The sequence below is a fragment of the Spirillospora sp. NPDC046719 genome, from assembly GCF_040645715.1.
In the GTDB taxonomy this organism is placed as follows: domain Bacteria; phylum Actinomycetota; class Actinomycetes; order Streptosporangiales; family Streptosporangiaceae; genus Spirillospora.
In genome coordinates, this window is sequence record NZ_JBEYYT010000031.1 from 1 (window position 1) to 24,812 (window position 24,812).

22 protein-coding genes and 2 pseudogenes are annotated in these 24,812 nt (G+C 69.4%); 10 read left to right on the forward strand and 14 right to left on the reverse strand.

Translation table 11 applies throughout. From position 1 onward, the window contains the following. A partial coding sequence (locus ABZ914_RS08300; protein ID WP_500192358.1) for an AAA family ATPase occupies positions 1-1,478 on the reverse strand: 1,478 nt, incomplete at its 3' end. Between the two features lie 876 nt (positions 1,479-2,354). Continuing rightward, entirely contained in the window at positions 2,355-2,825 is a 471-nt protein-coding gene (locus ABZ914_RS08305; protein WP_500192359.1) for a NucA/NucB deoxyribonuclease domain-containing protein, read from the reverse strand. Positions 2,826-3,174: 349 nt separating this feature from the next. Here ABZ914_RS08305 and ABZ914_RS08310 point away from each other — a divergent pair, with 349 nt between their 5' ends. Then, positions 3,175-4,095: a hypothetical protein gene (locus ABZ914_RS08310; RefSeq protein WP_500192360.1), complete on the forward strand. Its 921-nt coding sequence runs from the start codon at positions 3,175-3,177 to the stop codon at positions 4,093-4,095. 604 nt (positions 4,096-4,699) lie between these two features. On the opposite strand, the gene ABZ914_RS08315 is transcribed toward ABZ914_RS08310, so the two are convergent. Then, positions 4,700-5,635, reverse strand: coding sequence for an aldo/keto reductase (locus ABZ914_RS08315; RefSeq protein WP_500192361.1), 936 nt, complete (start codon positions 5,633-5,635; stop codon positions 4,700-4,702). Positions 5,636-5,889: 254 nt separating this feature from the next. Further along, positions 5,890-6,018 (reverse strand): hypothetical protein, encoded by a 129-nt coding sequence (locus ABZ914_RS08320; RefSeq protein ID WP_500192362.1) that lies wholly within the window; start codon positions 6,016-6,018, stop codon positions 5,890-5,892. Positions 6,019-6,420: 402 nt separating this feature from the next. Here ABZ914_RS08320 and ABZ914_RS08325 point away from each other — a divergent pair, with 402 nt between their 5' ends. Beyond that, positions 6,421-7,338, forward strand: coding sequence for a serine hydrolase (locus ABZ914_RS08325; protein WP_500192363.1), 918 nt, complete (start codon positions 6,421-6,423; stop codon positions 7,336-7,338). A 352-nt stretch (positions 7,339-7,690) separates the two neighbouring features. Here ABZ914_RS08325 and ABZ914_RS08330 read toward each other — a convergent pair whose 3' ends face one another. Further along, positions 7,691-7,858: a hypothetical protein gene (locus ABZ914_RS08330; protein ID WP_500192364.1), complete on the reverse strand. Its 168-nt coding sequence runs from the start codon at positions 7,856-7,858 to the stop codon at positions 7,691-7,693. A gap of 43 nt (positions 7,859-7,901) precedes the next feature. Further along, complete coding sequence (locus tag ABZ914_RS08335; RefSeq protein WP_500192365.1) at positions 7,902-8,861, reverse strand: NAD(P)H-quinone oxidoreductase; 960 nt, start codon at positions 8,859-8,861, stop codon at positions 7,902-7,904. A 421-nt stretch (positions 8,862-9,282) separates the two neighbouring features. On the opposite strand from ABZ914_RS08335, the gene ABZ914_RS08340 reads away from it, so the two are divergent. Then, the gene (locus tag ABZ914_RS08340; RefSeq protein WP_500192366.1) at positions 9,283-10,578 is read left to right on the forward strand and encodes an NADH:flavin oxidoreductase/NADH oxidase family protein; all 1,296 of its coding nucleotides are present in this window, start codon (positions 9,283-9,285) and stop codon (positions 10,576-10,578) included. 51 nt (positions 10,579-10,629) lie between these two features. On the opposite strand, the gene ABZ914_RS08345 is transcribed toward ABZ914_RS08340, so the two are convergent. The 5 genes from ABZ914_RS08345 to ABZ914_RS08365 form a co-directional block, all read right to left on the reverse strand. Then, complete coding sequence (locus ABZ914_RS08345; RefSeq protein ID WP_500192367.1) at positions 10,630-11,526, reverse strand: acetoacetate decarboxylase family protein; 897 nt, start codon at positions 11,524-11,526, stop codon at positions 10,630-10,632. Between the two features lie 189 nt (positions 11,527-11,715). Continuing rightward, entirely contained in the window at positions 11,716-12,690 is a 975-nt protein-coding gene (locus ABZ914_RS08350; RefSeq protein WP_500192368.1) for an alpha/beta hydrolase, read from the reverse strand. Positions 12,691-12,910: 220 nt separating this feature from the next. After that, complete coding sequence (locus ABZ914_RS08355; RefSeq protein WP_500192369.1) at positions 12,911-14,326, reverse strand: MFS transporter; 1,416 nt, start codon at positions 14,324-14,326, stop codon at positions 12,911-12,913. A gap of 192 nt (positions 14,327-14,518) precedes the next feature. Next, on the reverse strand, positions 14,519-15,301 hold the full coding sequence (locus ABZ914_RS08360) for an SDR family NAD(P)-dependent oxidoreductase (RefSeq protein WP_500192370.1): 783 nt from the start codon (positions 15,299-15,301) through the stop codon (positions 14,519-14,521). Beyond that, positions 15,271-15,921: a hypothetical protein gene (locus tag ABZ914_RS08365; protein ID WP_500192371.1), complete on the reverse strand. Its 651-nt coding sequence runs from the start codon at positions 15,919-15,921 to the stop codon at positions 15,271-15,273. The genes ABZ914_RS08360 and ABZ914_RS08365 overlap by 31 nt, the downstream gene beginning before the upstream one ends. A 573-nt stretch (positions 15,922-16,494) precedes the next feature. Here ABZ914_RS08365 and ABZ914_RS08370 point away from each other — a divergent pair. Both ABZ914_RS08370 and ABZ914_RS08375 read left to right on the forward strand, forming a co-directional pair. Then, positions 16,495-17,409: an LLM class F420-dependent oxidoreductase gene (locus tag ABZ914_RS08370; protein ID WP_500192372.1), complete on the forward strand. Its 915-nt coding sequence runs from the start codon at positions 16,495-16,497 to the stop codon at positions 17,407-17,409. A 301-nt stretch (positions 17,410-17,710) separates the two neighbouring features. After that, a complete protein-coding gene (locus tag ABZ914_RS08375) occupies positions 17,711-18,373 on the forward strand; it encodes a TetR/AcrR family transcriptional regulator (RefSeq protein ID WP_500192373.1) in 663 nt (220 codons plus the stop codon). A 151-nt stretch (positions 18,374-18,524) separates the two neighbouring features. On the opposite strand, the pseudogene ABZ914_RS08380 reads toward ABZ914_RS08375, so the two are convergent. Further along, positions 18,525-19,106 (reverse strand): annotated as a pseudogene (locus ABZ914_RS08380) (TetR/AcrR family transcriptional regulator); the annotation flags it as partial. 244 nt (positions 19,107-19,350) lie between these two features. Here ABZ914_RS08380 and ABZ914_RS08385 point away from each other — a divergent pair. From ABZ914_RS08385 to ABZ914_RS08405, 5 genes and pseudogenes are all read left to right on the forward strand, one after another. Continuing rightward, positions 19,351-19,500 (forward strand): annotated as a pseudogene (locus tag ABZ914_RS08385) (aminobenzoate oxygenase); the annotation flags it as partial. A 252-nt stretch (positions 19,501-19,752) separates the two neighbouring features. Further along, entirely contained in the window at positions 19,753-20,934 is a 1,182-nt protein-coding gene (locus ABZ914_RS08390) for an alkane 1-monooxygenase (RefSeq protein ID WP_500192374.1), read from the forward strand. Continuing rightward, a complete protein-coding gene (locus tag ABZ914_RS08395) occupies positions 20,931-21,089 on the forward strand; it encodes a rubredoxin (RefSeq protein WP_360761813.1) in 159 nt (52 codons plus the stop codon). Before ABZ914_RS08390 ends, ABZ914_RS08395 begins: the two co-directional genes overlap by 4 nt. A 1-nt stretch (position 21,090) precedes the next feature. Further along, a complete protein-coding gene (locus tag ABZ914_RS08400; protein WP_500192375.1) occupies positions 21,091-21,270 on the forward strand; it encodes a rubredoxin in 180 nt (59 codons plus the stop codon). Further along, positions 21,263-22,441 (forward strand): NAD(P)/FAD-dependent oxidoreductase, encoded by a 1,179-nt coding sequence (locus tag ABZ914_RS08405; protein ID WP_500192376.1) that lies wholly within the window; start codon positions 21,263-21,265, stop codon positions 22,439-22,441. Before ABZ914_RS08400 ends, ABZ914_RS08405 begins: the two co-directional genes overlap by 8 nt. 11 nt (positions 22,442-22,452) lie before the next feature. Here ABZ914_RS08405 and ABZ914_RS08410 read toward each other — a convergent pair whose 3' ends face one another. Together ABZ914_RS08410 and ABZ914_RS08415 are read right to left on the reverse strand one after the other, a co-directional pair. Then, complete coding sequence (locus ABZ914_RS08410) at positions 22,453-23,073, reverse strand: TetR/AcrR family transcriptional regulator (RefSeq protein ID WP_500192377.1); 621 nt, start codon at positions 23,071-23,073, stop codon at positions 22,453-22,455. A gap of 129 nt (positions 23,074-23,202) precedes the next feature. Further along, entirely contained in the window at positions 23,203-24,798 is a 1,596-nt protein-coding gene (locus ABZ914_RS08415; protein ID WP_500192378.1) for a succinic semialdehyde dehydrogenase, read from the reverse strand. Positions 24,799-24,812: the final 14 nt, after the last annotated feature.

Sequence of the window (24,812 nt, forward strand, 5' to 3'; positions counted from 1 at the left end):
GGCCGCCCGGACTCGAAGGCGAGCGCGGCCCGCACCCGCGCGAGCTCCGCGACGACGCGGGGCTCGTCCGGCGGCCGTCCGGTGGCGGCGCGCGCGGTCAGCTCCTCCGCCCGTCCGGGCAGGCCCGCCTCCAGAGCGGCGCCCGCCGCGGCGACCCACCGGCGAAGGGCCGCCTCGGGCGCGGGCGACAGTTCGGCGGCCCGCTCGTACGCGGCGGCCACCGCGACCTGGCCACCGCGGCGGCGACCGCGCACCGCGGCCCGCTCCAGGGCGGCGGCGACCGCCTCGTCGGGCGCGGTGGCCACCGCGGCGAGATGCCAGGCCCGCCGGTCGTCGTCCACGGTCCCGGCGAGGGCCCTGTGGGCGGCCACCCGCTCGGCCACGTCGCAGGCGAGCCGCGTGGCGGTCCGCACCAGCGGGTGGCGGAACTCGACGCCGGTCGAGGCGACCCGGACCAGCCCGGCGTGCTCGGCCGCCGCGAGGTCGGTCAGCTCGGCTCCGAGCGCCGCGACCGCACGCGCGACCGTCTCGATCTTCCCGGTGCCCTCCAGCGCCGCCACCAGCAGGCACAGACGCGACACCGCCGGCAACTCCCGGACGCACTCACGGAACGCCGACAGCACCCGCCCCAGCGGCGGTTCGGTCACGCCGACCGCGAACCCGGGCGAGGGCAGGGCCCCGGCGCGCTGCTCCGGCGTGAGCAGGCGCGGGAGCTCGACCAAGGCCAGCGGATTACCGTCCGCCTCGGCCACGACCTGGTCGCGCACCCACGGCGCCAGCGTCGTGGTGGAATCGGCGAGCGCTCGCGCCGCCCGGCCGTCCAGTCCCGCCAGCCGCAGCTCGGGCACCCCGGGCGCGGGGAAGACGCCGGCGTCCGCCCGGGTGGCGAAGATCGTGGTCACCGGTTCGGAGCGCAGGCGCCGGACCGCGAACAGCAGCGCGTCCGCCGACTCCCGGTCCAGCCAGTGCGCGTCGTCGACCAGGCACAGCAGGGGCTCCTCCGCCGCGAGCTCGGTGAGCAGGCTCAACGCGGCCAGGCCGACCTGGAACCGGTCCCCCGGCGCGTCGGCTCCCAGCCCCAGCGCGCCCAGCAGCGCCTCCCCCTGCCGCCGGGGGACGCGCCCGACCTCGTCGAGGACCGGGCCCAGCAGGACGTGCAGCGCGGCGAAGGGCAATTCGGTCTCCGACTCGACCCCGGTCACCCGCAGGACCCGGCCCCGCGCGGCAGCCTCGGCATGCTCCAGCAGCACCGTTTTCCCGAGGCCCGCCTCACCGCGCACGACGAGAGATCCCGGAACACCCTGCGCGGCCCGTTCCAGCAATCGGTCGACCACATCCTGCTCGGCTTCGCGGCCGTATAACATCGCGCCCCGCCCTGACATCCCCACCCCACCGACTGCGGGAAGCGTACGCGTTCGCCGGCTCACCGTGCAGGTGAGACCTTGCGCCCCGGCGCCCGTGAAAGAAGGGCCCGGCATTCGCCGGGCGCTTCTAGCCGGAGCGATCGTTGATTTCGCCTGTGCTGGTCGTCAGGCCAGCACAAGCCCCAGCACGGTCAGCACCGTAGCCGCGAGTGCCTTGACAGCGTCACGGATGCAACCCTCGTCGGGGTTGTTGCCCGCCGAGCGTGAACATGGCCGCATGCTCGAACATCTGCACGCTCTCCGGATCGTTTATTGATGCCGGCAGACCGCCTACATACCCGGCCCGGGGTGCCCCCGGGCTGGACGCGGCCGCCCTGAAGCCGTGCAAGCTGCGCGACGGAACAGGCTTGACCTGCGAGTTCGACCTCAAGCGCGACGCCCCGGTGATCGCTCTGCGGGCTGACATCCGACGCCCTGCCCGTCCAGGAAGAGATCGACGTCGAGTGCGGATCGGAGGTGGACGGCGTCGCCTACGCCTGTGGACACGGCGCTCGTCCGATGAAGTTCTAGAAGGAACAGTCCGCTGCCAGGACGACCAGACGCGGACGCGACCGGACTGGTCAAGCGCCTGGTGGAGGCGGTCGCCAGCAAGTTCAACGCCAAGGCGGAAATGGGCCGGGCGGGCGCCGACCTTGCCCACGGCCTGGCTCAGGTGGTTGTCGACCAAGCCCGGGACACCGGTCAGGATCTCCGTCCCCGCAGCAGCCTCGGATGCGCTACCGGGGCCGATCATCGGCATGCGTCAAGATCCTCATCGGTAAGGTCCGCCGCGCGGCCGGCGCGTTCGCCCACCCCTGAAATATCCATCTGCCGGGCGGGCGCCAGTTCGTCGGCTGCGGCCAGCGAGCCGCGGCCGAGCCGACATGGACATTGGTGATCTTGTGGCTTGCCCGTCGGCGGCCCGGTGTCGCGGGGCACGGGGGACGGAGGTTACGGGACGATGATCACCTGGTACCACTCGTGGTCGATGATGCGGTCGGCCACGACGGCACGGCCGAGTTCGCCTCCCGCGCCCGTGTTCTGCTTCAGGGGGACGTGGGCCCGTATACAGGGCGCGTTGAGGGTGCCCCGTACGAGTTTGACGCTCCATACGCCGTTGTCCTGCCGGGGGATGATCTCCGCGCACAGGGAACCGTTCGTGCCGCCCTGGGTGGACTTGGCGAAGGGGAACTCGTCACAGGAATCGTCTTGGACCGTGGGGTCCGGCTTGAAGGGCAGCGGCCCCAGCGTGCACGACTGCTTGCGCCTGTTTTTCGCGTTCGTATCGTCGGCGTCACGTTGCAGCGGTTTGTCGGCGGTGCCGAAGTTGTTGGTCGTGAGGTTCGTCTGTGCCCACTCGTAGGCGACGGCGGCTGCACCGTAGACGGATTTGGGCAAGGTCACGTTGGCCAGGTGCCCCATGACGATGCAGCCGGGGCCGCCGCCGACCTGCGCGTCACAGCGCAGTTCGGGACCGTACCAGCTTCCGTTGATCCGTACGGGGGTCGCGCCGAGGATCTCCCCCCTGCACTTGGTAGGCGGGCTGGATGAACGAGACGGCCCCGTTGGAGACGGTGGAGTTGTAGGTGAGGGTGCCCTCCTTGGTCTCGTCAGGGCCCAGAACCGCGGGTGCGCCGCCCCAAGCCGGTGCTCCGGCGATGCACTGACCGCTGCAGGTGGAGCTCAGGGCCAGCGTCATGCCGGGGATATCTCGGTCTCCGTCGGCTTCAACGGCAGCGTCCAGGGCAGTTTCGCCACCGAAGCCCTCGGCATGGTCGGCGCGAGCGCGGGCCTGAACGTGCAGGTGAACTACTCCTCCACCAGCACCGCTTCGCAAACGATCACGTGGAACTTCCGCGAGCCCGGCTACTACGGCCTCTACAAGGGGATCAAGAAGGTCACCGGCACCTACGGAAGCGTCAACTGCAACCGCGTCCAGCAGAACGACGGCAGTTGGGCGTTGAAGTGGATCGAGGGACCCGACAGCGGCGGCTACACCACCTACACCACCCTCGAAGAGGGCGCCGTGCGCTGCCAGGACCAGGTGCCCGCCAACAGCATCATGCGCAAGGCGCAAGAGCTCCTCGACTGCACCAGCGCCGCCGCGAAGGCCAAGCACCCGGCGGGTGCGGTGGCACCGACGGCGAAGCAGCTGCGGGACCGCCGCGCGCAGCGCCCGGCGTCCACCGGCGGCACGTCCGCCGCACAGCCCAAGGCCACCGAACGCAGCACGCGGGCCGCGCTCGCCTGCCAGTCCGACTCCTACAAGATCGCTGTGCCCGGGCAGCCCCTGTCCTGGGGCGGGCCGCTCCTGGCCGACGACGGTGTCCGCCTGCGGCCCTCGTCGATTTTCAGTGCCCACCTGGACAACTGGCGGCTGTGCAACGTCACCGAGCACAACGGGATCCTCGAGGCGTCCCTGTGGAACTGGGGCAACGGCGGCTGCGCGACCATCGCCCCGCAGAACGCGGCCACCGAACAGGCGGTCCTGATGACGGTCCCCTGCACCGAGGACGACCTCCAGCGGTTCTACATCTACCGCGACGTGCCCGGCTCCGACAAGATCGGCGTCCAGAACAAGTACACCGGCTCGATGATGGGCCACGACCGGTACGCCGACGGGGAATTCATCCGCCAGTACTCCAGCGGCAGGCAGGATGGCTCCGGTACCTATGCCCTGATGAAGGTCTGACCCTTAACTGCGTCACCCACCTGGCGGCTGGAGACACATTCGGGAACGAGGAGCCTTGCAAGGCATCCGAAAACGATTAACGTCGTTGTCACATACCGCTCATCCTGGCCTCGGTCCCGGCACCGGACCCGGCATTCCGACCGCCCGCCCGACGACAGGCCGGATACGGCCTGGCAGGGCGCGCCAGCACGTTGTGCCTCCGCGTACAAGGTGCTGCCCGCTGCCTGAGAGGCAGGCAGAGGGCAGCAGCTCACCGGCTGGCGACAGATCCGAGCCCGCGCCGCAGCTCGACCTCGACGGCCTGCAGCGCCGCGCAGCCGCGCGTTGACCTGCTCGGCATCGGTGAGCCGGCCGGAGACCTCCTCGTAGGCGGCCTTGGCGTCCGCGTAAGCCTCCCGGGCGCGCTGCTCGCGGCGCTCGGCTGCCGCAGCGTTGTCCTCGGCAGTCCGGCAGGTCTGCTCAGCGCGGCCGTTCTCCCTACACGCCTGGTCGGCGTCGGCGCGCCCGGCCATCAGCGCGACCTAGCCCGCCGCCAGTACGTCGAGCAGGCGCGAGTGGACCTGTTCGCTGTCCAGAGCGAGCGACGCCGTTGTCCGGCGGCCGATCACGGAAGGCGGTGGCCGGCGGCCCGGAAGAGCTCGTACCACTCGGCACGGGTGAGGGGGATGTCGGAGCCCTGGGCCGCCCCAGCCACTCGGTCGGGAGTGGTGGTGCCGAGAACGACCTGCATACGGGCGGGATGCCGGGTGATCCACGCGGTGGCGATCGCGATGGGCGGTACCCCGTACTCGGCGGCGAGACGGTCGATGGCCGTGTTGAGTTCGGCGTGCTCGGGCGCACCAAGGAAGACCCCATCGACGCGCCCGGACTGGAACGGGGACCAGGCCTGGACGGTGATGTCGTGCAGTCGGCAGTAATCGATGACTCCGCCGCCGTCCAAGGTCACCGACTCCGGTTCACCCACCATGTTGGCCGTCAGGCCCTGGGCGATGATCGGCGCGTGGGTGATCGACAACTGGAGCTGGTTGACGACGATGGGCTGGCGTACGTGGCGCCGGAGCAGCTCGATCTGGCCGGGGGTGTGGTTGGAGACGCCGAACGCCCGCACTTTCCCGGTGGCCTCCAATTCGTCGAAGGCCCGAGCGACCTCCTCGGGCTCGACGAGCGCGTCAGGCCGGTGCAAGAGCAGGATGTCGATGCGATCTGTGTCCAAGGCGCGTAGTGATTCTTCGACCGTCGCGATGACATGCTCGTAGGAGTGGTCGTAGTAGGGACCTTTTCCGACGATGCCCGCTTTGGTTTGGATGGTGACGGCGTCGCGTTCGGAGGCGGTGAACCGCATGGCCTCGGCGAATCGCCGTTCGCACTCGTGCGGCGACCGGCCGTAGATATCGGCGTGGTCGAAGAAGCCGATGCCGACTTCCCGGGCGGTGCGCACGAGCGCGCGGATCTCCGTGTCGCTTTTTTCTGCTATGCGCATGAGGCCGAGCACGACATTCGGAGCGGAGATTTCCGTCCCGGGTAGGGTGAAGCTCTTCACTGGCTGGGCTGTCCTTTCAGATGCGGCGCTTCCGCCGGACGAGCAGTCATCGCCCTGAAGTAGATGATCTGAATCTCTCTTAATCCACCGAACACGCGGGTTGGTGATATTGCGGCCGCTCCGGCCTTTGGGGGCGCGACCGCGCGAACCCCCGTATACGTGGTTGCCCTTCATGATGTCCCACTCAGCGGCCGGGCACGGACGGATTGCCCTGGCCTCTCACGGCGCAGGGGACTGGGCCGCCTCGGCGGGGGCTACTCGGCTCGGGCCGCGCGTTCGAGGGACTGCGCGCGCTCCTCGGCGGCGCGGGCGCGTTCGGCGGTGGCGCCGAGCTGCTCGCGCACGGCCGCGGCGTCGGCGGCCGAAGTGTCGCGGGCCTGCACGGCGGCCGTCAGCTGCCGGCGGGTGTCGTCTAAGTCCTGGGCACCGTCTCGGGTGGAGTCGGCGGCGCGTGCGGTGGTCGCGGCGTGCGCGTCGCGTTCGGCGTCCAGCTCGGCGCGCGCGGTGCCGCGATCGTGTTCGGCGGTCGGGCCGGATCAGGGCCGCCGCCCCGGGTGACGTCTGAGCGCGGCTCGGCGTCACGGCCGGGGGCGGGGAGGACACTGCCGAACCCCGTCAGGCGTTCGCCGCCAACGGCGTGGACGACCTCGCGAAGAAGAACGATCAGAACCTCGGAAGGACGCGCTGGTTCGCCGCAATGACGGCATGCAAGTCCGTTAACGGCGAGGTAACGGCCGGCTCGGAACACTCGCGATCATGGATTCCGACGTTCCGTCCCCGCCGTCATGAGGCCGATCGCGCTCCTGGTGGCGGCGCTCGCCGGCGCCGCCGTCCTACTGGCGGCAGGCTCATCCGTCGTCGTCCGGGAGACGATCCCGCCCCGCGCGACGAACCCACCGCCCACCGGAACCCCGATGCCCGCACCGTCCAGCCCTCCCGCGTTCGGCCGGTCGGAGCGCGCGTCCCTCACCCGCGCGCTCGACCGCTACCTTCGCGACATGCCCGGCGACCTGTCGGTGTCCGTGCGGGAGGTCACCACGGGCCTCGGCTTCACCTACAACGGCGACCTGCGGACGGCGACCGCCAGCATCGTCAAGGTCGACATCGTCATCGCCCTGCTCCTGCGCGCCCAGCGGGAGAAGCGCGTCCTCACCGCATCGGAGCGGACGCTCGCCGAGAAGGCGATCCGGATCAGCGACAACGATGCGGCCAGCGCGCTGTGGAACGAGATCGGCGGGGCGTCCGGGCTGGCGTCTGCCAACCGCAGGCTCGGCCTGCGCGACACGATCCCCGGCGGGGGCGGTGCTTGGGGAGCGACGACGACCGGCGCCGCCGACCAGGTCCGGCTGCTGGCCGCGCTCACGTCCAACCGCTCTGCCCTGCACGCCTCCGGCCGCCGCTACCTGCGGAGACTAATGGCGGACGTGACGTCGGAGCAGGCGTGGGGGGTGAGCGCCGCGGCCGGGGACGGGGCGCAGGTCGCGCTCAAGAACGGCTGGCTGCCCCGCGGGATCCACGACGGGCGCTGGACGGTCAACAGCATCGGCCTGATCCGCGACGCCGGCCGGCTGTTCCTGGTCGCGGCCGTGTCCGAGCGCGACTCCACGCTGGAGAAGGGGATCGCGGCCGTCGAGCACGCGTGCGCGAGCGTCGTCGCCGCCCTCGCTCGCGCGACCTCGTCCGGCCGCGCCTCCCAGCGGTAGCCCGGTCACGCCGACTCGTCCCGGGACCGCACCTCGTGCCGGGTGCGCGGCAGCAACGCGGCCGCGGCAGCAGCCCGGTGAGCAGTCCCCTTGCCGACAGACCCGCGACGAGCAGCGCGGACTTGGAGTGGGCGCGGGGTTCGCTCAAGTCGACCCAACCCCCGCTTCCGTGCTGCACGGCCGGGTCGACAAGATCGTGTTGGGGATCTCGCACAGACCGGACGAAGGGCGAAGCGGTGTGGATCACGATGCGGCATCCCCGCATGGCTTCGGCGTACGAGCCCTCCCGCAGGAGGCCGGATGCGAAGAGACGCAGGGTTCCTGGTGATGCATCGGCGGCGTCGAGAAGGTGCTAGCCCCTGCCGGCACCGCGCGGGTCGCGGACTGCGGCATGGACGGTGACTCCCGCGTCGACCAGGCCTTCCACAATCCAGCCGGCGACGTAACCGGTGGCGCCGGTCACCATCACCAGCGCGCTCGCATCGACCGGCAGGTTGCTGAGATCGACCTGGGTGTCCATGGAGTTTCCCTCTCACCGTAGTCCGCGACCCGGAGCCCGGCCTCTACTCGTTCACCAGGAGGATCTTGCCGACGTGCCGGCCGGCTTCCATGTGCCGGTGGGCCTCGGCGGCTTCGGCCATGGGCAGGCGCTGATCGATGATCAGCTGCACGGCCCCGTTCTCGATCATCGGCCAGACGCGCTGCTGCACCTCGGCCACGATCGCGGCCTTCTGCGCGGCGGGCCGCGTGCGCAGGGTGGTGCCGTGGACCGATGCGCGCTTGAAGACCAGTTCAGCGAGGTTGAGCGGGCCCTCCAGGCCGTCCTGCATGCCGATGATGGCCAGGCGCCCGTCGGTGGCCAGCGACCGAATGTTGCGCTCGAGGTACCGGCCGCCGATGACGTCGAGGATGACGTCGTAGGGTCCGTGCTCGGCGAAATCATCCGTGCGGTAGTCGAGTGTCAGGTCGGCGCCGAGTTCCCTCGCCCGCTCGGCCTTCTCGGGACCGCCCACCGTGGTGACCACCCGGGCTCCCAGGGCCTTGGCGATCTGGAGCGCCACGGTCCCGACGCCTCCCGCCCCGCCGTGCATGAGGAAGGTCTCGCCCTCCTTGAGCTTCGCGGTCATCACGATGTTGGACCACACCGTGGCGGTCGCCTCGGGCAGCGCCGCCGCCTCGACCAGTCCGGTCCCCTTGGGAATCGTGAGCAACTGACCCGCGGGGACGGCGACCTTTTCCGCGTAGCCGCCGCCTGTGAGCAGCGCGCAGACCTCGTCGCCGACCTGCCGGCCGGTCACGCCCTGCCCGAGGGCGCTGATGCGGCCCGAAACCTCCAGACCCGGGTAGGGCGAAGCGCCCGGCGGCACCGGGTAGAGCCCCATCCGCTGCATGATGTCAGCCCGGTTGAGGGCGCTGGCCGCCACATCGATGACGACTTCGCCGACAGCGGGCGTCGGGTCGTCCACCTGCGTCCATTCCAGGACCTCGGGGCCACCGGGCTTCTTGATCGATATCGCCTTCATGGATGCTCCGCTTCACATGGCTGAGTGAGGGCTCCCGCGGACGTCCCAGGTCAGGGCGTTTTGCGGCAGGTCTTTGCCGGGAGTGCTCGGCTGAAACCCGCCCTGTGGCGGGCCCGTGGTCGCGCCGCGTGCAGTGCCGGCCGCGCAACGGCCCGCCTCTCGGTTACCGGGAGCCGAATGTTTGCAGTGCACACATTATGAACAGAAGTGCGCAGTGTCAACATTCGTGAGGGGTGTCACGTCGGCGGTCGTGCGCTGGGGTGCTGTTGCGTGGTCCGAGGCGTGCTATGGGGGCGCGGGTGCCGTCTTGGTCGCGACGGCTCAGTTGCCAGCGTGCGGAGTGGTCATGGCGGGGTGATGCAGAACACTTCCTCCAATGTCTGCACTGCTTACATCGTCCGTTAATGTGAGCACTGCAAACATGGTCATGGTGGAGATCGAGAGGGGAACCCGTATGGCCGGCGAGCTGTTCTCACCGCTGTCCCTGCGCTCTGGGCAGGTGCTGGGCAATCGGATCGCGAAGGCGGCCATGGAGGAGAACCTGGCCGGCGACGGTCAGCTTCCCGACCGGCGCTTGACCGCGCTGTACCGCAGGTGGGCCGCCGGCGGCGCCGGACTGCTGATCACCGGCAACGTCATGGTCCATGCCGAGGCGCTGACCGGTCCCGGGGGAGTCGTGCTCGACGACGCGGCGCCATTGGAGCCCTTCGCCGAGTGGGCCAAGGCCGGCAAGGCCGGGGGAGTGGCGATGTGGATGCAGATCAACCACCCCGGTCGCCAGGTCCAGGCCGACATGCCCGGTGTCGTGTGGGGGCCGTCGGACGTGGGCGTTGACCTGGGGCGGCACAGCAGCCGATTCGGGCGCCCCGTCGCCATGACCCCCGCGCAGATCGAGGACACCGTGACCCGGTTCGCGGTGACGGCCCAACGCGCCGAACAGGCGGGCTTCGACGGTGTGCAGGTGCACGCCGCGCACGGCTACCTCCTGTCGCAGTTCCTGTCGCCCCTGGTCAACCGGCGCACGGACGCCTGGGGTGGGTCGCTGGAGAACCGGGCCCGGATGCTGCTGGAGGTCGTCCGTGCCGTTCGCGCCGTCGTCTCACCGGCCTTCGCGGTCGCGGTGAAACTCAACTCCGCCGACTTCCAACGCGGCGGATTCGACGCCGACGACGCACGGCGGGTCATCGCGCTGCTCGAACCGCTCGGCATCGATCTGATCGAACTGTCCGGTGGCAGCTATGAGAGCCCGGCGATGACCGGTCGTCCCGCCGACACGCGCACCCGGGCCCGGGAAGCCTATTTCCTGGATCTGGCGACGGACCTGGCCAGGACCAGCCCGCTTCCGTTGATGCTGACCGGCGGCATCACCCGCCGCGACACCGCTCTCAGGGTCCTCGACAGCGGTGTCGCGCTGATCGGCATGGGCACCGCACTGGCCGTCACCCCGGACCTGCCCGACCGCTGGCGGCACGGTCGCGAGGCCGAGCGGCAACTGCGGCCGGTCACCTGGTCCGACAAGGCTCTCGCGTCGTCTGCGAGCATGGCGCAGGTCCGCCACCAGATGCGCCGCATCGCCCGCGGTAGCGCGCCCAGGCCTGCCATCCACCCCGCGTACGCGCTCTTGTCCGAAGAACGTCGGCGCCGACGGGCCTTGCGGCGCTACCGCGCGTGGCTGCCTGCTTCGCCAGGCACCGCCACAGCAAGCCGCCCCCTGTGAGAGGCCATCGACGACGGGCCTGCTCAAGTTGTCGCGCTGGCTCCTCCCCACTCAGGTCGGGTTGGGGACCGAGGTGGGGATGGGCATGTGCAGGGCGATTTGGCCTTCGGTGACGACGTCGAGTCGGACGGGTTGGATGGGCTTGAGTGATCGCAGGTCGTCGGCCATGCGGCCTTCGCCGATCCGGAGAGTGATGTCTCGCGGGAGGCGTGTGGTTCCGGTGGCGAGCATGTTGGTCTGGCTCAGGGTGGAGTGCCACGCGCCGTTGATGGTGGTGTAGGAGATGAGGGTGGAGACGCGCCTGCCGCTGGGATGGCTGGTCTGGCTCGGTGTCGGTGCTGAGAACGACAGGTCGGTCCCGCCGGTGTCGTTGGCGACGCGTGCCGCGGTCCGATCGGTGTCGATGTCGACGTCGAGTTCGGTGACCCACTTGGGGAGACCGTAAGCATCGTGCCCGCGTATCTGCGCGATGTCGGTATTGACCGGCAGCGACAGCACGTAGGAGTCGAGTTGGTCGTTCTTGAGGGCGGCGAGGAGGTCGATGAACCCGAGTCGGCCATGCCGGGCCGGTCGCACGGCGATGCCGACGGCGGCCTCGGTGTAGAAGTCGATGTCGCAGACGTCGTAGCGGAAGAACATGATCGAGATCAGTCCGAGGCCGGGGGCGACTTCGAGTGGTGACAGCTCTGCGGGCAGACGGGTTCGGATCGCGCGGGAGCGGGCGAGCAACGTGATGCGGGCGCTGGAGGAGCGGTAGTAGAAGTTCGGCGTGAGCGTGGTGCCGATCGGTGAGTCGACCTTGGTCTTGGGCATCCGTCGGAAGAAGTCCACGCTGGGGACGCGGGGGTCGCGGTCGACCTCGTCGAGGTCGGTGTTCATTCGGTACCGGTCGTAGAGGCCCCCCTTGGGAACCGCGACCTTGCGGTCGCCGAGTTCGACCTCGACCATGTCCTGCTGAGATGACGACATCGGCATGCTCCTGGGATCCATGGGCCGGGTCTGGCAGGTTCGGTCATCGGCATGCCGGGCTTGATCCCGCCCGGCGATTCTGGTGATCGGCGCGTCGACGCCCCCGGGCGGTTGCCCCGCCGTGCGGTCGGCGTGGCAGCCGCTGCTTCGTCGGGGTGCGCGGGCGGCTCAGACGTTGTGCAGTGCCGTCTTCAGGGCGTCCACGGCGAGTTTGCGGGCGACGTTGGTGGCTCGGGTGTCGCGCAGGCTGTCCAGAAGGAGGAAGTCGTGGACCATGCCGGCGACCCGGACCGCGGTGACGTCCACGCCCGCCTCGCGCAGCTTGTTGGCGTACATCTCGCCCTCGTCGCGCAACACGTCGGCCTCGTCGGTGATGAGCAGGGTGGTGGGCAGCCCCCTCAGTTCCTCCAGGGAGGCCTGGAGCGGGGAGGCGTACACCTCGGTGCGCCGTGACGGGTCGGGGGCGTAGGCGTCCCAGAACCACTTCATGCCGTCGCGCGTCAGGTAGTAGCCCTCGGCGAACTGCAGGTAGGACGGGGTGCCGAAGTCGGCGTTGGTCACCGGGTAGAGCAGGACCTGCGCCTTGAGGTCGATCCCGCCGCGCTGCTTGTTCATCAGTGCGAACACCGCCGACATGCAGCCGCCGACCGACTCGCCGGCGACGGCGATGCGCGTGGTGTCCAGGCCGTGCTCCGCGCCGTGCTCCATGACCCACTGGCCCACGGCGTAGTTCTGCTCGACCTGGGTGGGATACCTCGCCTCCGGCGCCCGGTCGTAGACGGGGAAGACGCCCGCGGCGCCCGCGCCGACGGCCAGTTCGCGGAAGAGGCGGTCGTGGGTCTTCTCGTCACCGAAGACCCAGCCGGCGCCATGGATGTAGAACATCACCGGCAGCGGCCCGCTCGCCCCCTTGGGACGGATGATGCGGGTGCGGACCGTGCCCCACTGGCCGGTGTCGACCTCGACCCACTCCTCGTCGACGTCCGGGCGGGGCACGCTGGTGTCGCTCTGCAGATCGAGGAGGATCTCGCGGCCCTTCTCCGGAGGGACCTCGTAGATCCTGGGGTGCGGATCGGTCGCCTCGGTCAGCTCCTTGGCCGCGGGCTCGAGGAACGGCGTGATCGGCGGCGGCAGACTGGTCATCGTCACTCCCTGTCATAGATGGCTGTATGGCCTGTCGCGCGGCCCACCAGCCGCCACTGGCGGCCGGTTCAGCCCTGCGGTGGCCTGCGTGCCGTGGGCCTTACCCACGGTGACCGGGTCAATCCACTCTGCAGGCAATGAGGCCCTTCCTGCTCCCACGGCGTCACGCTCCATGCGGCGGCCGATGCGCCGCCGAGAGGGCTTGCATCAGGCATTCGTTTCAGGGTGTTTCACACTGTGGGACTGCTGCACTGCGGGTCGCCTTATCGGAGCGGCGTGCGGCGTAGCAGGAGAGCACGGCCAAGGCTGAGAGGGCCGCCATCAGGCCGAGGGCGTACCGGTAGCCGGTGACGAGCTGGACCACGCCCGACGTGGAGACCTGCGACAGCGTGCCGGCGAAGACGTGGTCGCGCAGGGGCGTCGCCACGGGGGCGGTGATGATGGGGAAGGCCAGCGCGGTGCTGACGACGATCCCGATGTTCATGATCATCAGGCGCATCGCGTTGACTATGCCGAGGCGGTGGGACGGGAGGGCCCGCAGCAGCGCCGTGGCGTTCGCCGGAAGGAAGGCCCCCGATCCCGCGCCCATGAGCATCAGGCCCAGCATGATCGGCCAATAGCCGGTGTGAGGCGACACCGCGACCAGCAGGACGACCAAGCCGAGGGTCGTCAGTGCGGAGGCGAGCGCGGCCATGGTGCGGGGGTCCATGCCGCGCTGCAGGAAGCCCGATCCGGTGGAGGCGACGACCGCGATCGCCGGCATCGCGAGGACCTTCAGCCCGGCGGTGACGGCGTCGTCTCCCTCGACGGCCTGGAAGAACAAGGCCATCAGCAGGACGGCGCCTATCCGGGCGGTGGCGTCCAGGAAGGTGGCGAGGATGCCGAGGGCGAACGGCGGGTCGCGGAAGAGGGCGGTGTCGACGACCGGGTGGGGACTGTGCCGCTCGACGGTGATGAAGACCGGCAGCAGGACCGCGAACACGCCGACGCCGCTCAGCACGAGCGGGCTGGTCCAGCCGAGGTCGCCGGCCTGCGACAGGCCGAAAAGAAGGCCACCGAGACCGGCCAGGATCAGGACGTTGCCCGGCACGTCGACGCCCCGCTCGCCGTGGGCGGGTTCGGCCGGCCGCAGCACGGCCGCGCCCCAGGCGAGGCACAGCAGGCCGAACGGGACGTTGTACCAGAACACCCAGCGCCAGCCGAAGTCGTCGACCAGGAAGCCGCCGAGGGTGGGGCCGGCGAGCTGCGCGATGGAGAAGCCTGCGGTGTACACGCCCATGGCGCGGCCGAGATGCTCGCGCGGGAACACGTCGGTGAGGATGGCCGCGCTGTTGGCCAGCAGCATCGCGGCCCCGGCGGCCTGCAGCACCCGCAGCCCCACCACGGTCCAGGCCGTCGGCGCGAAGCCGAGCAGAAGGCTCCCCAGCGTGTAGGCGGCGAGCCCGGCCAGGTACATGGCCCGGCGCCCGAACATGTCGGCGAAGCGACCGAAGACGATGATCAGCACCGTGTTGGCCAGCATGAAGGACAGCAGGATCCAGCTCGCCTGTACCGGGCCGGCGCGGAAATGGCGGACCACCGCGGGCAGTGCGACGTTGAGCGAGTTCCCGCCCAAGCCCATCAATACGCTGGCCATGGTTACCACCGACAGCGTCCACCAAGAATTTCGTGAAGATCCGGCGGCGAGGCTGGAATGGTCGGCCTCGGCTTGCGCTGCGCAGGTCATGCTTGTCCATTCGGCCGGTTCATGAACCCATCGAGACGCCTTCGCTGGTTGAGTTGCCCTTCGCGAGACCGGGGATCAAATAACTGGCTCTGATCAGGTCGTTCAGCGGCGAATTCGGTCCATGCGCTCCTTCAGTTCCTCGCTGACGACCCGACGCTGGACTCTTTCGGCGAGTAGCGGAAACTGGCCGCCGAGCGCGCTGAGGACTCGTACTTCGAACGGTGCCACGTTCACTTCGGCACTGTTCCGGTGGATCGCTGTAAGGACGGCCTCGCCGACTTGCCTGGGAGATGCGGTGCGCACTCCCGCAGGGGGTTTGATGCCGGTGTTGTGGAACATCCCGGCGTCTCTGACGAATCCCGGCTGGACGAGCGACACCCCGACACCGGTGCCGTCGAGGTCCTGGCGCAGTCCCAGGGTGAACCCACGCAGCCCGAACTTTGTGGCGCTGTAGAGAGCGTTGGAGGGGGATGTTGCTTTTCCGGCCAACGACCCGATCATGACAATGTGCCCCCGGCCGGTCTCGATCATCAACGGTGCCAGCCGGTGTGCCAGCATTATCGGTGCACGCAGGTTGACCTCAAGTGCTGCGTCGATCTGTTCGGCTTCGTAGCTCAAAACCGTGCCGCTGGCAGGCAATGCCGCGTTGGCGACGAGGATGTCCACGCTCCCGGCGGCCTCGGCCAAGCGTTCCACGTCAGCTCGGTCGGCGAGATCGGCCACCAATGACCTTGCGCCGAGCGCCTCTGCCACCGGTGCGAGCGCACCCTCCCGCCGACCGGTGATGAGCAGATCCGCCCCCTTTGCCTTGAGTGCCTGGCCGATGGCGCGCCCCAGTCCGCCGTTGGCGCCGGTCAGCAGCACCCGTGCACCCTTGATCTGCATATCTTCTCCTCAAGCAGGAAGTGTGCGTCTGGAAGGTGATTCACCGAGACCGCTAATATCGGAGGTGAGCTATTGGAGGGCCTCCTCGTGAAGGTATGGCCCACTCGCCGGTGGATCGGAAAATGGCTGAGGCTGACCACATGCTGCGGTCCCGCGTAGACGATATAAATACTCGATGCGCGATCACCCGGCACCGCGGGGGCGTCTCCTGTGGCGAGGCTACCATCATAAGTACGGTGTAAACAAGGTTTATGGCGCACGCCGCGTAGACCCACTGCTTGATCGAGGGGCTGAGGCCGGTTGCTCACGCCGAGTGGCGGCTCGTGGCATCGATATCGGCCGGCACGCCGCTGCGGTCCGCCGAGTCCGGAGACGATCGCGTACAGCGCGAGGGAGCCCAGCCGGATGACCGTGCGGCGCAGGTTCGCCGGGCGCCCGCCGCCGCCGACGCCGAGGATCGCCGCCGCCAGGTAGCCGCCCACGATCCAGCCGATGACCAGGTAGAACGACGACAGGCCGCTGCCGTCCCCGGCGGCCGGCGGGCGGATGTCGACGGTCCGCACCTGCCGGTGCCGGGACTGCTCGATACCGGCCGCGATCTGCTGGGTGGTGCTGGACACGGCGGGGCCGCTCGCGGACGCCACGGGTCGCCTTTCAGTGCGTTCAGCTGCGCGGTGACCTGCCCCGCCGGCTGCCCGGGGGCGACGGCCGCGACCGGGATGCGGTGTGGGGTCGGCGAGTGGAACGCGCCGATGTAGGACAGGATGAACGCCAGCTGCAGGGTCAGCACGCCCACGACCAGGCTGAACGAGCGCGGCGTCACGGCATCGCGCAGTTCGCGGTCGGGTGCGGCCCCGCTCCGGCCGGTCGCGGGTTTGATCATGGCCGGCGTGCCCGCCGAACGGCTGCTTCACCTGTGGGAAGTGCGGCCCCAGCGCTGCTTGCAAGGGTATTTCGACCGCTTTGTGGTGGTAGGTCTCCCGCGTCCAGCGACGGTGCGGTCGGTGGGGCATCCGGACAGATGACATCGCCTGAGGTGGTCGGATGGCATGCCCATGCCTGAAGGATGACGAGGAATCGTGTTGACAGTCTCTGATCGACAATGACACTCTACGTACGTTGTAAACAACGTTTATGTCGTATGTCGGCAAAGAGTGATCGAGCGCCGGTCACCTGAACAGGCGGAGGTACTCATGCGAATCGGTGTGGCGTTGGCCGAACGGAGCGGTCTCGATGCTTTGGAGCGGCTGACGAAGGATGTGCGTCAGGCGGCCGCCGACGGGCTCTCGTCGATATGGATTCCGAACGGTGCCGGGATGGACATGCTCACCGCGCTGGCGGTGATCGGGACTCGGGTGCCCGGCATCGAACTGGTACCGGCCGTGGTTCCGACCTACCCGCGCCACCCGGCCACGTTGGCGCAGCAGGCTCGGACGACCGCGTTCGCTCTGGGCTCAGGACGGCTGACCCTGGGGATCGGGGCTTCGCACAAGATCGTGGTGGAGAGCGTGTACGGCTACGCCTTCGACCGGCCCATACGACACATGGAGGAGTATCTGTCGGTCCTGGTGCCGCTGCTGGAGGGCGAGAGCGTCTCGTTCAGGGGCGAGACGGTCCGCGCGCAGATCGCTCTGTCGGTGCCGAACCCGGAGCGCGTACCACTGCTCGTTGCAGCTCTGGGGCCGAAGATGCTGAAACTGGCCGGCGAGCGTGCGGACGGAACCGTCCTGTGGATGACCGGCCCCCGCACCGTCCGTGACCACATCGTGCCGACCATCAACGCCGCGGCCGAAACGGCGGGCCGCGCCCGGCCCCGCGTGGTGTGCATGCTGCCCATGGCCGTCACCGACGACGTCAAGGGTGCGCGGAAGCGGGCGGCGGAGATTTTCGAGGCCTACGGGACGCTGCCCTCCTACCGGGCCATGATGGACCGCGAGGGCGTCGAAGGCCCGGCCGACCTCGCCATCGTGGGGAACGAGCAGGACGCGCGGGAGACCCTTGAACAACTCGCCGCGGCGGGGGTCACCGACTTCGTGGCTGGAGAGTTCATGCGCGGCGAGGACGGCGCCCGCACCCGGGAGTTCCTGAAGACCTTCTCGAATTCGTAGGTGGGCCTTGAGACCCCGACAGTACGGAGGGACGTCTTCCCGATCGGCGTTCGGCTCTCGCCGGAACACCCTGGCTCCGGGGATGAGCCCCTATCAGTGGGCGCATTGAGCCGGCCGGAGTCCGGGGAGAGGAAATACATCGAGGCGAAGTCTCGCCTGCATCGGCCTCATCCGCGTCAAGGTGAGCCGAGTGGGTGGGCGGTGGCCCCTGCCGTCCATCCGGCGTGCGCGTAAACTTGCCAGGCCAACGGGCCCCTGATCGTCAACCGGGTGGGCCGGTCGGACGGAGGGAGACGGGGTCATGCCGAAGCCTGCGCCGCAGCGCGTCATGAGGGTCGTGCTTACCCGCGAGCTCATCGTGCACACGTCGGTCGACCTCGTCGAGCGCAAGGGGCCCGAGGCCCTGTCGATGAGGGCGGTCGGCGCCGAGCTCGGGGTGACGGCGATGGCGATGTACAAGCATGTGCCGAACAAGGACGCGCTGGTTCGGGGCATCGCCGAGTACGTGATGGACACCATGGACCTGCCGGAGGCCCCGCCGGGAGACTGGCGCTCGGGAGCCCGGGAGCTGGTAAGGGCGTTCCGCAGGACCGCCAACGAGTATCCGCGGAGCATGGCGCTGGTGGTGGCGAGCAAGACCGGCATTCCCGTGGGGCTGCGCGCGATCGAACGCGCCCTCGGACTCTGCGACGAGGCGGGACTCGACGGGAAGACCTCGGTTCATGTGATGCGCTCGCTGATGGCGTACGCGCTGGGCTCCCAGCTGCGCGAGGCCGGCCAGAGCAAACTGATGCGGGAACCGTCGGGTGATCTGGCCGACCTGCAGGATTCGGATGCCGTAGCTTGCCTGCCCGGAGAGGCCCACCCGGGCGAGCTCAGCGAGCACGGGACGGACGCCGACTTCGAGTTCGGCCTCGAACTCTTCCTGTCTTCGATCGAGCACATGGGCGGCCCCGCGAACTGAGGAGAGCGGTCTTCGCTCTACGGGCCGTGTCTCCGCATTCTCGACTTCCGTGTGCTCAGTACGATCAGCCGGCCGTACGGGGCAGCCGGTCCAGGGCGGACAGCAGCATTTCCAGTCCGCATTCGAAATCGGCGTCGTGGTCGGGGCGGAGTAGGACGTCGGCGAGGGCGACGACGTGCGGTATCTCCTCGAGATCCACGCCCAGTCCCGTGTCGCCGGTTCCAGTGGGAAGGGCGTGCGGCATCGTGAGTGCTTCGCCCTCCATCATCTGGGCGCCTATCACGTAGGACATCAGAGCCCGCAGCGCGCGTACCGAGGTCACGGTGTCGAATCCGGCTGCTTCGAACAATGCCAGAGCCCGCTGGGCCGTGCGCGAACCGAACCGCTGCCCGACCCTGCTCGTCAGTACGAGGTACATGCTGCGGGGGTAGCGGTGGGCGGTCGCGCGGAAGGCGGCGACCAAGGTGCGGACGTTGCGCTTCCAGTCCTGGTGAGGGGCGGCGTCAGGCTCGGGGACGACGAGACCGGACAGTATGGACTCGGCCACCGCTTCGAGAAGCGCCTCTTTGTTCGGTACATGGTTATAAAGGGACATCACGCCGACGTCGAGTTCGGCCGCGATCTTGCGCATGGACAGGGACTTGGGGCCGTCTCGCTCGATGAGCGTGATGGAGGTCCGCACGATCTGCTCGCGTGTCAGTCCTTCGACGCGATCGGCCCGTCTGGTCGCCATCACCGTCCCGTTCGCGTGGCCTCATCGTTGTGCAGGACGCATCGCCTGCGCTGCCAACTAGAGACTATCCATCCCCGGGGGGCCGGCGTGGACGGAGCACGCCACGGACGGCCCCGCGGCGGTCCCTGCCGCAGGACGCCCGCGGTCGCGTCGGCCCGCGGCTTCGCTCAGGGAGCGGCGTCGGCGATGACGGCGTCGACCTCGGCCTTGCGTTCGGCCTCCTCGGCGGCGAACCGTTCGGCGTCGCGACACCACCACCAAACCGCTGCCGAAGCAGATCCTGACCTACGTCATGCAGGACGAGGCCCGGCACGTCGCCTTCGGACGGCTGGCCCTGCGTGACCACTACAGGCAGCTGTCGGCTCGTGAACTCGCCGAGCGGGAAGAGTTCGTGGGTCGCCATCGCCTGGTCGGGGATCCCGAGCAGGTCATCGGGGTCGGTCTCCGTGTCCCAGTCGATGCGTTTGACCGAGTCCCACTGCTTGTCCTTGCCCTTCTGGTACAGGGCGAGCAACTCCTCGCGACGTGGCGTACGCCATAAACCTTGTTTACCTTGTACTTACCGTGGCATGGTGGCTCTGACGGTGTCAACGGACTCCGGAGGAGTGCTGAGCGGAACCGCACCCGCCGGCACATGGAGGTTGTCATGGCAACGGTGACCGCCGGCGTCACGAACGTGACGTGGGTCGACAGGAAGAAGCATCTATGGCTACTGGGCCTGCTCGTCCCCTTGTCGCCTTTCCTGTCCTGGGGCTTGGTCGCGCTCAGCGGATGGGAGATCTTCTGGTTCACCGGGGTTCTGGTGCTGGGCCTGTTCGGACCGGTCCTCGACAGCGTTCTGGGCGAGGATTCCAGTAATCCGCCCGAGAGCGTCCTCGCCTGGCTGGAGAAGCAGAAGTACTACCGTTGGTGCGTCTATCTATACGTTCCGCTCCAGTACGCGGGCCTGATCATGGCGTCCTGGGTATGGTCGCGCGGCGATGTGTCGATGCTCGGCAAGATCGGCCTCGCCCTGACGATCGCCAACGTCGGTGGTGTCGGTATCAACACCGCCCACGAGCTCGGCCACAAGAAGGAGTCGGTGGAGCGCTGGCTGTCGAAGATCACTCTGGCGCAGACGGCGTACGGGCACTTCTACATCGAGCACAACCGCGGCCATCACGTCCGGGTGGCCACCCCGGAGGATCCTGCCAGCGCCCGGCTGGGTGAGAGCTTCTACCGGTTCTGGCCTCGCACGGTGTGGGGCGGTCTCGCATCCGCGTGGCGCTTGGAGAAGGCGCGTTTGGCGCGCATGGGCAAACGGCCATGGACGCTGCGCAATGACGTGGTCAACGCCTGGGCGATGACCGTCGTCCTGTTCGGCGCCCTGATCGCGGTGTTCGGGCCCGGGATCGCGCCCTACCTGCTCGTCCAAGCATTGTTCGGATTCACGATGCTGGAGGTCATCAACTACCTGGAGCACTACGGGCTTCGACGGCAGAAGACGCCCAGCGGGCGGTACGAGCGCTGCGCCCCCCGGCACTCGTGGAACAGCAACAGCATCGCCTCCAACATCCTGCTGTACCACCTGCAGCGCCACAGTGACCACCACGCGAACCCCACCCGCCGATACCAGGCCCTGCGGCACTTCGATGAGGCGCCGCAGTTGCCCGCGGGCTATTCGGTGATGACCAGGCTTGTTTTCGTGCCGCCACTGTGGCGGCGAGTCATGGACAAGCGTGTCATCGCCCACTACGGCGGTGATGCGAGCCTGGCCAACATTCAGCCCGGGCAGTACGGCCGCTACGGCGTTACGCCGTCCGGCGAGAGCACCGGGGTGACGCCTTGACCTACCGCTGCCCGGTCTGTGGCTACGAGTACGTCGAGGAGGCCGGGGAGCCACGCGAAGGCTTTCCGGCTGGGACGCCCTGGGCGGAGATTCCCGCCGACTGGTGCTGTCCGGACTGCGGTGTCCGCGAGGCCGTCGATTTCGAGAAGGTGTGACATGCAGTACCGAGTGTGGGAGTGCGTGGTCTGCGGTTTCGTCTACGACGAAGCACAGGGCTGGCCTGAGGAGGACATCGCGCCGGGCACCCGCTGGCAGGACATCCCCGACGACTGGTCCTGTCCCGAGTGCGGTGCGGCCAAAGCCGATTTCCAGATGATCGAAATCAGCCGTGCCTGACCGGATCGGCGAGTCCGCCCGCATCGTCATCGTCGGCACCGGGATCGCCGGCGCCACGGCCGCGCTGACCCTGCGAGCCGAGGGCTACCAGGGCGGCGTCGTGCTGGTCGGCAGCGAGCACGCAGAGCCCTATCGACGGCCACCGCTGTCGAAGGATCTGCTCGCTGGACGGACATCGGCCGAGCGGATACGGCTGAGATCCGCTGAGGCGTGGGCGGTGCAGCACATCGACCTGCGCAGTGGTGTCACGGCCACGGCGCTGGATCGCGCACGGAGGACGGTCCAATTGTCGGACCGTACCGAACTCGGCTACGACCGACTCCTGCTCGCGACCGGCGGTCGGCCGCGCACGATCGAGGGCGTGTCGACGCTGCGGACTCGTGAGGATGCACTGGCGCTGCGCGCCCGTCTGCGCGAGGGCGGGCGCATATTGATCATCGGCGCCGGGCTCGTCGGGCTGGAGACGGCGGCGACGGCGTCGACCATGGGATGCCAGGTGACCCTCTGGGAGGCCGACGACCGGGTCCTGGGACGGGTCCTGCCCGGCGAGCTCGCCGCACCCATCGCCGCGCTGCACCGCGAGCACGGTGTCGACCTGCGGTTGAACACACCGGTACGGCACGTCACCCGCCTGCCCGGTGGCGGCTTTCACGCCGTTGGTGACGACATGCAATGGTCCGGCGACCATGTGCTCGCCGCCATCGGCATCGTTCCGGAGACGGAGCTCGCCGCGCACAGCGGTCTGCCCGTGGACGACGGCATCCTCGTCGACCCGTGCCTGACCACGTCCGATCCGGCCGTCTACGCGGCAGGAGACGTCGCACGCCTCCCTGCGGGACGTCGCGAACACTGGTCAGACGCCCAGGCACAGGGCGCCACCGCCGCGCGGAACATGCTCGGCCGGCGTTCTCCGCACACGGCGATCCCATGGTGCTGGTCGGATCAGTACGACCTCAAGCTCCAGATCTGTGGACGTCTCGCGGGCGAGCCCGTGGTGTCCGGCGATCTCGCCGGCCGCGACGCCTCGATCCGCTTCGTGCACAGCGGAGATCTGGTCGGTGCCGTGTGCATGAACCGCCCCCGGGAACACCGTGAACTCCGGGACCGCATCGAGAACACCGCGAGCCGCGCACAAGCGAGGACCTGCCGCGCGGGTTCTGGCCGAGGCTGACGCCCTCGACCTCAACTCTCCGGCGTGGGCGGGGTCGCTGCCGTCCGCGACATCGCCGGCGAGGCGGCGAAGAGCGCGCGGACGGCGTCGCCGACCTGGTCGGCGACCACGCCGGGGGAGGAGGCGTCGAGCTTGCCGTCCAGGTGCAGGAACGCCAGGCCGTGGACCAGGGCCCAGATCGAGGTCGACAGGGCGTCCGGATCCGCGTCGGGGAAGGTGCCGTGCACGATGCCGTGCACGTACTCCCAGATGGCGATGGTCGCGCTGACCCGCTCCTCGTTGTTCGGGTCGCAGGGCTCGGCGAACATCACCCGGAACAGCGCCGGATGGTCGAGCGCGAAGCGCACGTAGGCGACGGCGACCGCGGCGAGGTCGTCGGGAGTGGCGGGCGAGGGGTGAGCGGCGCTGAGGTGCTCGGCGAGTTCGCGGTAGCCCTGCGCGGCGACCGCGGAGACCAGTGCGTCGCGGTCGGCGTAGTGACGGTAAGGGGCCGTCGCCGACACGCCGGCCCGCCGCGCCACCGCCCGCAGCGAAAGCGCGGCGCTGCCGTCCTCCTCAAGCAGCTCCCGCGCCGCCTGCAGGCAGGCGGCGCGCAGGTCGCCATGGTGGTAAGAGGCACCTTCGCGCACCATTGATCACACTCCTCTATCGACGGCGCCTACGCCGATCGGTCGATGTATGCGCCGCGCACATGGTAGGCGATGGGCACGCGGGCCCGCGCGGAAGGGCCGACCGGCCGGACGAGCGCGGGCCGCGATGCCTCAACGGGAGCCGGCCTTCTTGATCACCGTCAGTGCGGTGGTCATGAGGAGGGCCCAGGTCTGGGGTGAAATGTGAGCTGGTGGAGTGAACCCGTGGATGCGCTGGTGGGCGACGGTCTGGGGCTCGGTGTATTTCAGGATCCCGTCGGCCCCGTGGCGGCGGCCGATGCCCGAGTCGCCCATGCCGCCCATCGGTGCGTCGATGCTTCCCCACGCGGCGGCGAACGCCTCGTTGACGTTGACGGTGCCGGCGTGGAGGCGGGCGGCCACGGCCCGGCCCCGGGCGCCGTTGCGGGTCCAGACGCTGGCGTTGAGCCCGTAGGGCGTGGCGTTGGCCCGGGTGATCGCCTCCTCGTCGTCGCGGACGGGGTAGATCGAGACGACGGGCCCGAAGGTCTCGTTGTCGTACAGCGTCATGTCGGGCGTGACGTCGGTGAGGATGGTCGGTTCGTAGAACAGCGGGCCGAGGTCGGGCCGCGCCCTGCCGCCGTCCAGGACGGTGGCGCCCTTGGTGACGGCGTCGTCGACGTGCGCGGTGACGGTGTTGAGCTGGGCGGGGGTGGTGAGGCTACCGACGTCGCTGCTGTAGTCGTAGGCGGCGCCGATGCGGAGCGCATTGGTGCGGGCGACGAACGCGGCGACGAAGCGGTCGCGGACGGCCTCGGCGACGTAGAGGCGTTCGATGGAGACGCAGAGCTGGCCGGCGGAGGGGAAGCACGCCGCGACGGCGCCGTCGGCGGCCCGGTCGATGTCGGCGTCCTCGAGGACGAGCATGGCGTTCTTGCCGCCGAGTTCGAGGGAGGAGCCGATGAGGCGTTCGCCGGCGTCGCGCGCGATCCGGCGGCCGCTGGCGGTGGAGCCGGTGAACATCATGTAGTCGGCACCTGCCATCAGCGCGCCGCCGATGGAACCGCCTCGTCCGATCACCATCTGCCACACGCCGGACGGCAGGCCGGCCTCGTGCATCAGGTCGAGTGCCCACAGCGCGGTGAGCGCGGTCTGGGTGTCGGGCTTCTGGACGACGGCGTTGCCGGCCATGAGCGCTGGGATGGCGTCGCCGGCGGCCATGCTGAGGGGGTAGTTCCAGGGCGAGATGACCGCGACGACGCCCTTGGGGTGGCGCAGTTCGGTGGTGCGGGTCAGTACCGGGATCGCGCCGCGGCGCCGCTTGGGCCCGAGGAGCCGGGCGGCGCTGCGCGCGTAGTATCGCGCGGTGATCGCGATGTCGGTCACCTCGAGGAACGCGTCGCGGCGGGTCTTGCCGCTCTCGGCCTGCATCAGGTCCAGCGCCTCGTCCTGGCGGGCGAGGACGAGGTCGTGGAAACGCAGGAGGATCTTCTTGCGGTCGCGGACGGACATGCCGGCCCAGTCCCGCTGGGCGGTGCGGGCGCGCGCGAAGGCGCCCTCGACGTCCGCGGGCGTGGAGACCGGCAGGTCGGCCAGCGGCGTCCCGGTGTAGGGCGCGCTGGTGGTGATCCGCGCGGCGTTCGCCGCGGCGGTGACCCGCCGGGCCAGCCGCTTGACGAGGGCCGGGGTCAGCGACGGCGGCAGGGGGCTGGGCACGACGGGCGCTGGGCCGGCGTGATGGGTGGCCATGGCAGGGCTCCTCG

What these genes read in the sequence shown, in the direction of transcription:
- ABZ914_RS08305 (WP_500192359.1), bottom strand. Translation starts at nt 2,825, where the DNA reads ATGGGGCACCTGGCCAACGTGACCTTGCCCAAATCCGTCTACGGTGCA.
- ABZ914_RS08310 (WP_500192360.1), top strand. Translation starts at nt 3,175, where the DNA reads ATGGTCGGCGCGAGCGCGGGCCTGAACGTGCAGGTGAACTACTCCTCC.
- ABZ914_RS08325 (WP_500192363.1), top strand. Translation starts at nt 6,421, where the DNA reads ATGAGGCCGATCGCGCTCCTGGTGGCGGCGCTCGCCGGCGCCGCCGTC.
- ABZ914_RS08330 (WP_500192364.1), bottom strand. Translation starts at nt 7,858, where the DNA reads ATGGACACCCAGGTCGATCTCAGCAACCTGCCGGTCGATGCGAGCGCG.
- ABZ914_RS08335 (WP_500192365.1), bottom strand. Translation starts at nt 8,861, where the DNA reads ATGAAGGCGATATCGATCAAGAAGCCCGGTGGCCCCGAGGTCCTGGAA.
- ABZ914_RS08340 (WP_500192366.1), top strand. Translation starts at nt 9,283, where the DNA reads ATGGTCATGGTGGAGATCGAGAGGGGAACCCGTATGGCCGGCGAGCTG.
- ABZ914_RS08345 (WP_500192367.1), bottom strand. Translation starts at nt 11,526, where the DNA reads ATGGTCGAGGTCGAACTCGGCGACCGCAAGGTCGCGGTTCCCAAGGGG.
- ABZ914_RS08350 (WP_500192368.1), bottom strand. Translation starts at nt 12,690, where the DNA reads ATGACCAGTCTGCCGCCGCCGATCACGCCGTTCCTCGAGCCCGCGGCC.
- ABZ914_RS08355 (WP_500192369.1), bottom strand. Translation starts at nt 14,326, where the DNA reads ATGGCCAGCGTATTGATGGGCTTGGGCGGGAACTCGCTCAACGTCGCA.
- ABZ914_RS08360 (WP_500192370.1), bottom strand. Translation starts at nt 15,301, where the DNA reads ATGCAGATCAAGGGTGCACGGGTGCTGCTGACCGGCGCCAACGGCGGA.
- ABZ914_RS08370 (WP_500192372.1), top strand. Translation starts at nt 16,495, where the DNA reads ATGCGAATCGGTGTGGCGTTGGCCGAACGGAGCGGTCTCGATGCTTTG.
- ABZ914_RS08375 (WP_500192373.1), top strand. Translation starts at nt 17,711, where the DNA reads ATGCCGAAGCCTGCGCCGCAGCGCGTCATGAGGGTCGTGCTTACCCGC.
- ABZ914_RS08390 (WP_500192374.1), top strand. Translation starts at nt 19,753, where the DNA reads ATGGCAACGGTGACCGCCGGCGTCACGAACGTGACGTGGGTCGACAGG.
- ABZ914_RS08400 (WP_500192375.1), top strand. Translation starts at nt 21,091, where the DNA reads ATGCAGTACCGAGTGTGGGAGTGCGTGGTCTGCGGTTTCGTCTACGAC.
- ABZ914_RS08410 (WP_500192377.1), bottom strand. Translation starts at nt 23,073, where the DNA reads ATGGTGCGCGAAGGTGCCTCTTACCACCATGGCGACCTGCGCGCCGCC.
- ABZ914_RS08415 (WP_500192378.1), bottom strand. Translation starts at nt 24,798, where the DNA reads ATGGCCACCCATCACGCCGGCCCAGCGCCCGTCGTGCCCAGCCCCCTG.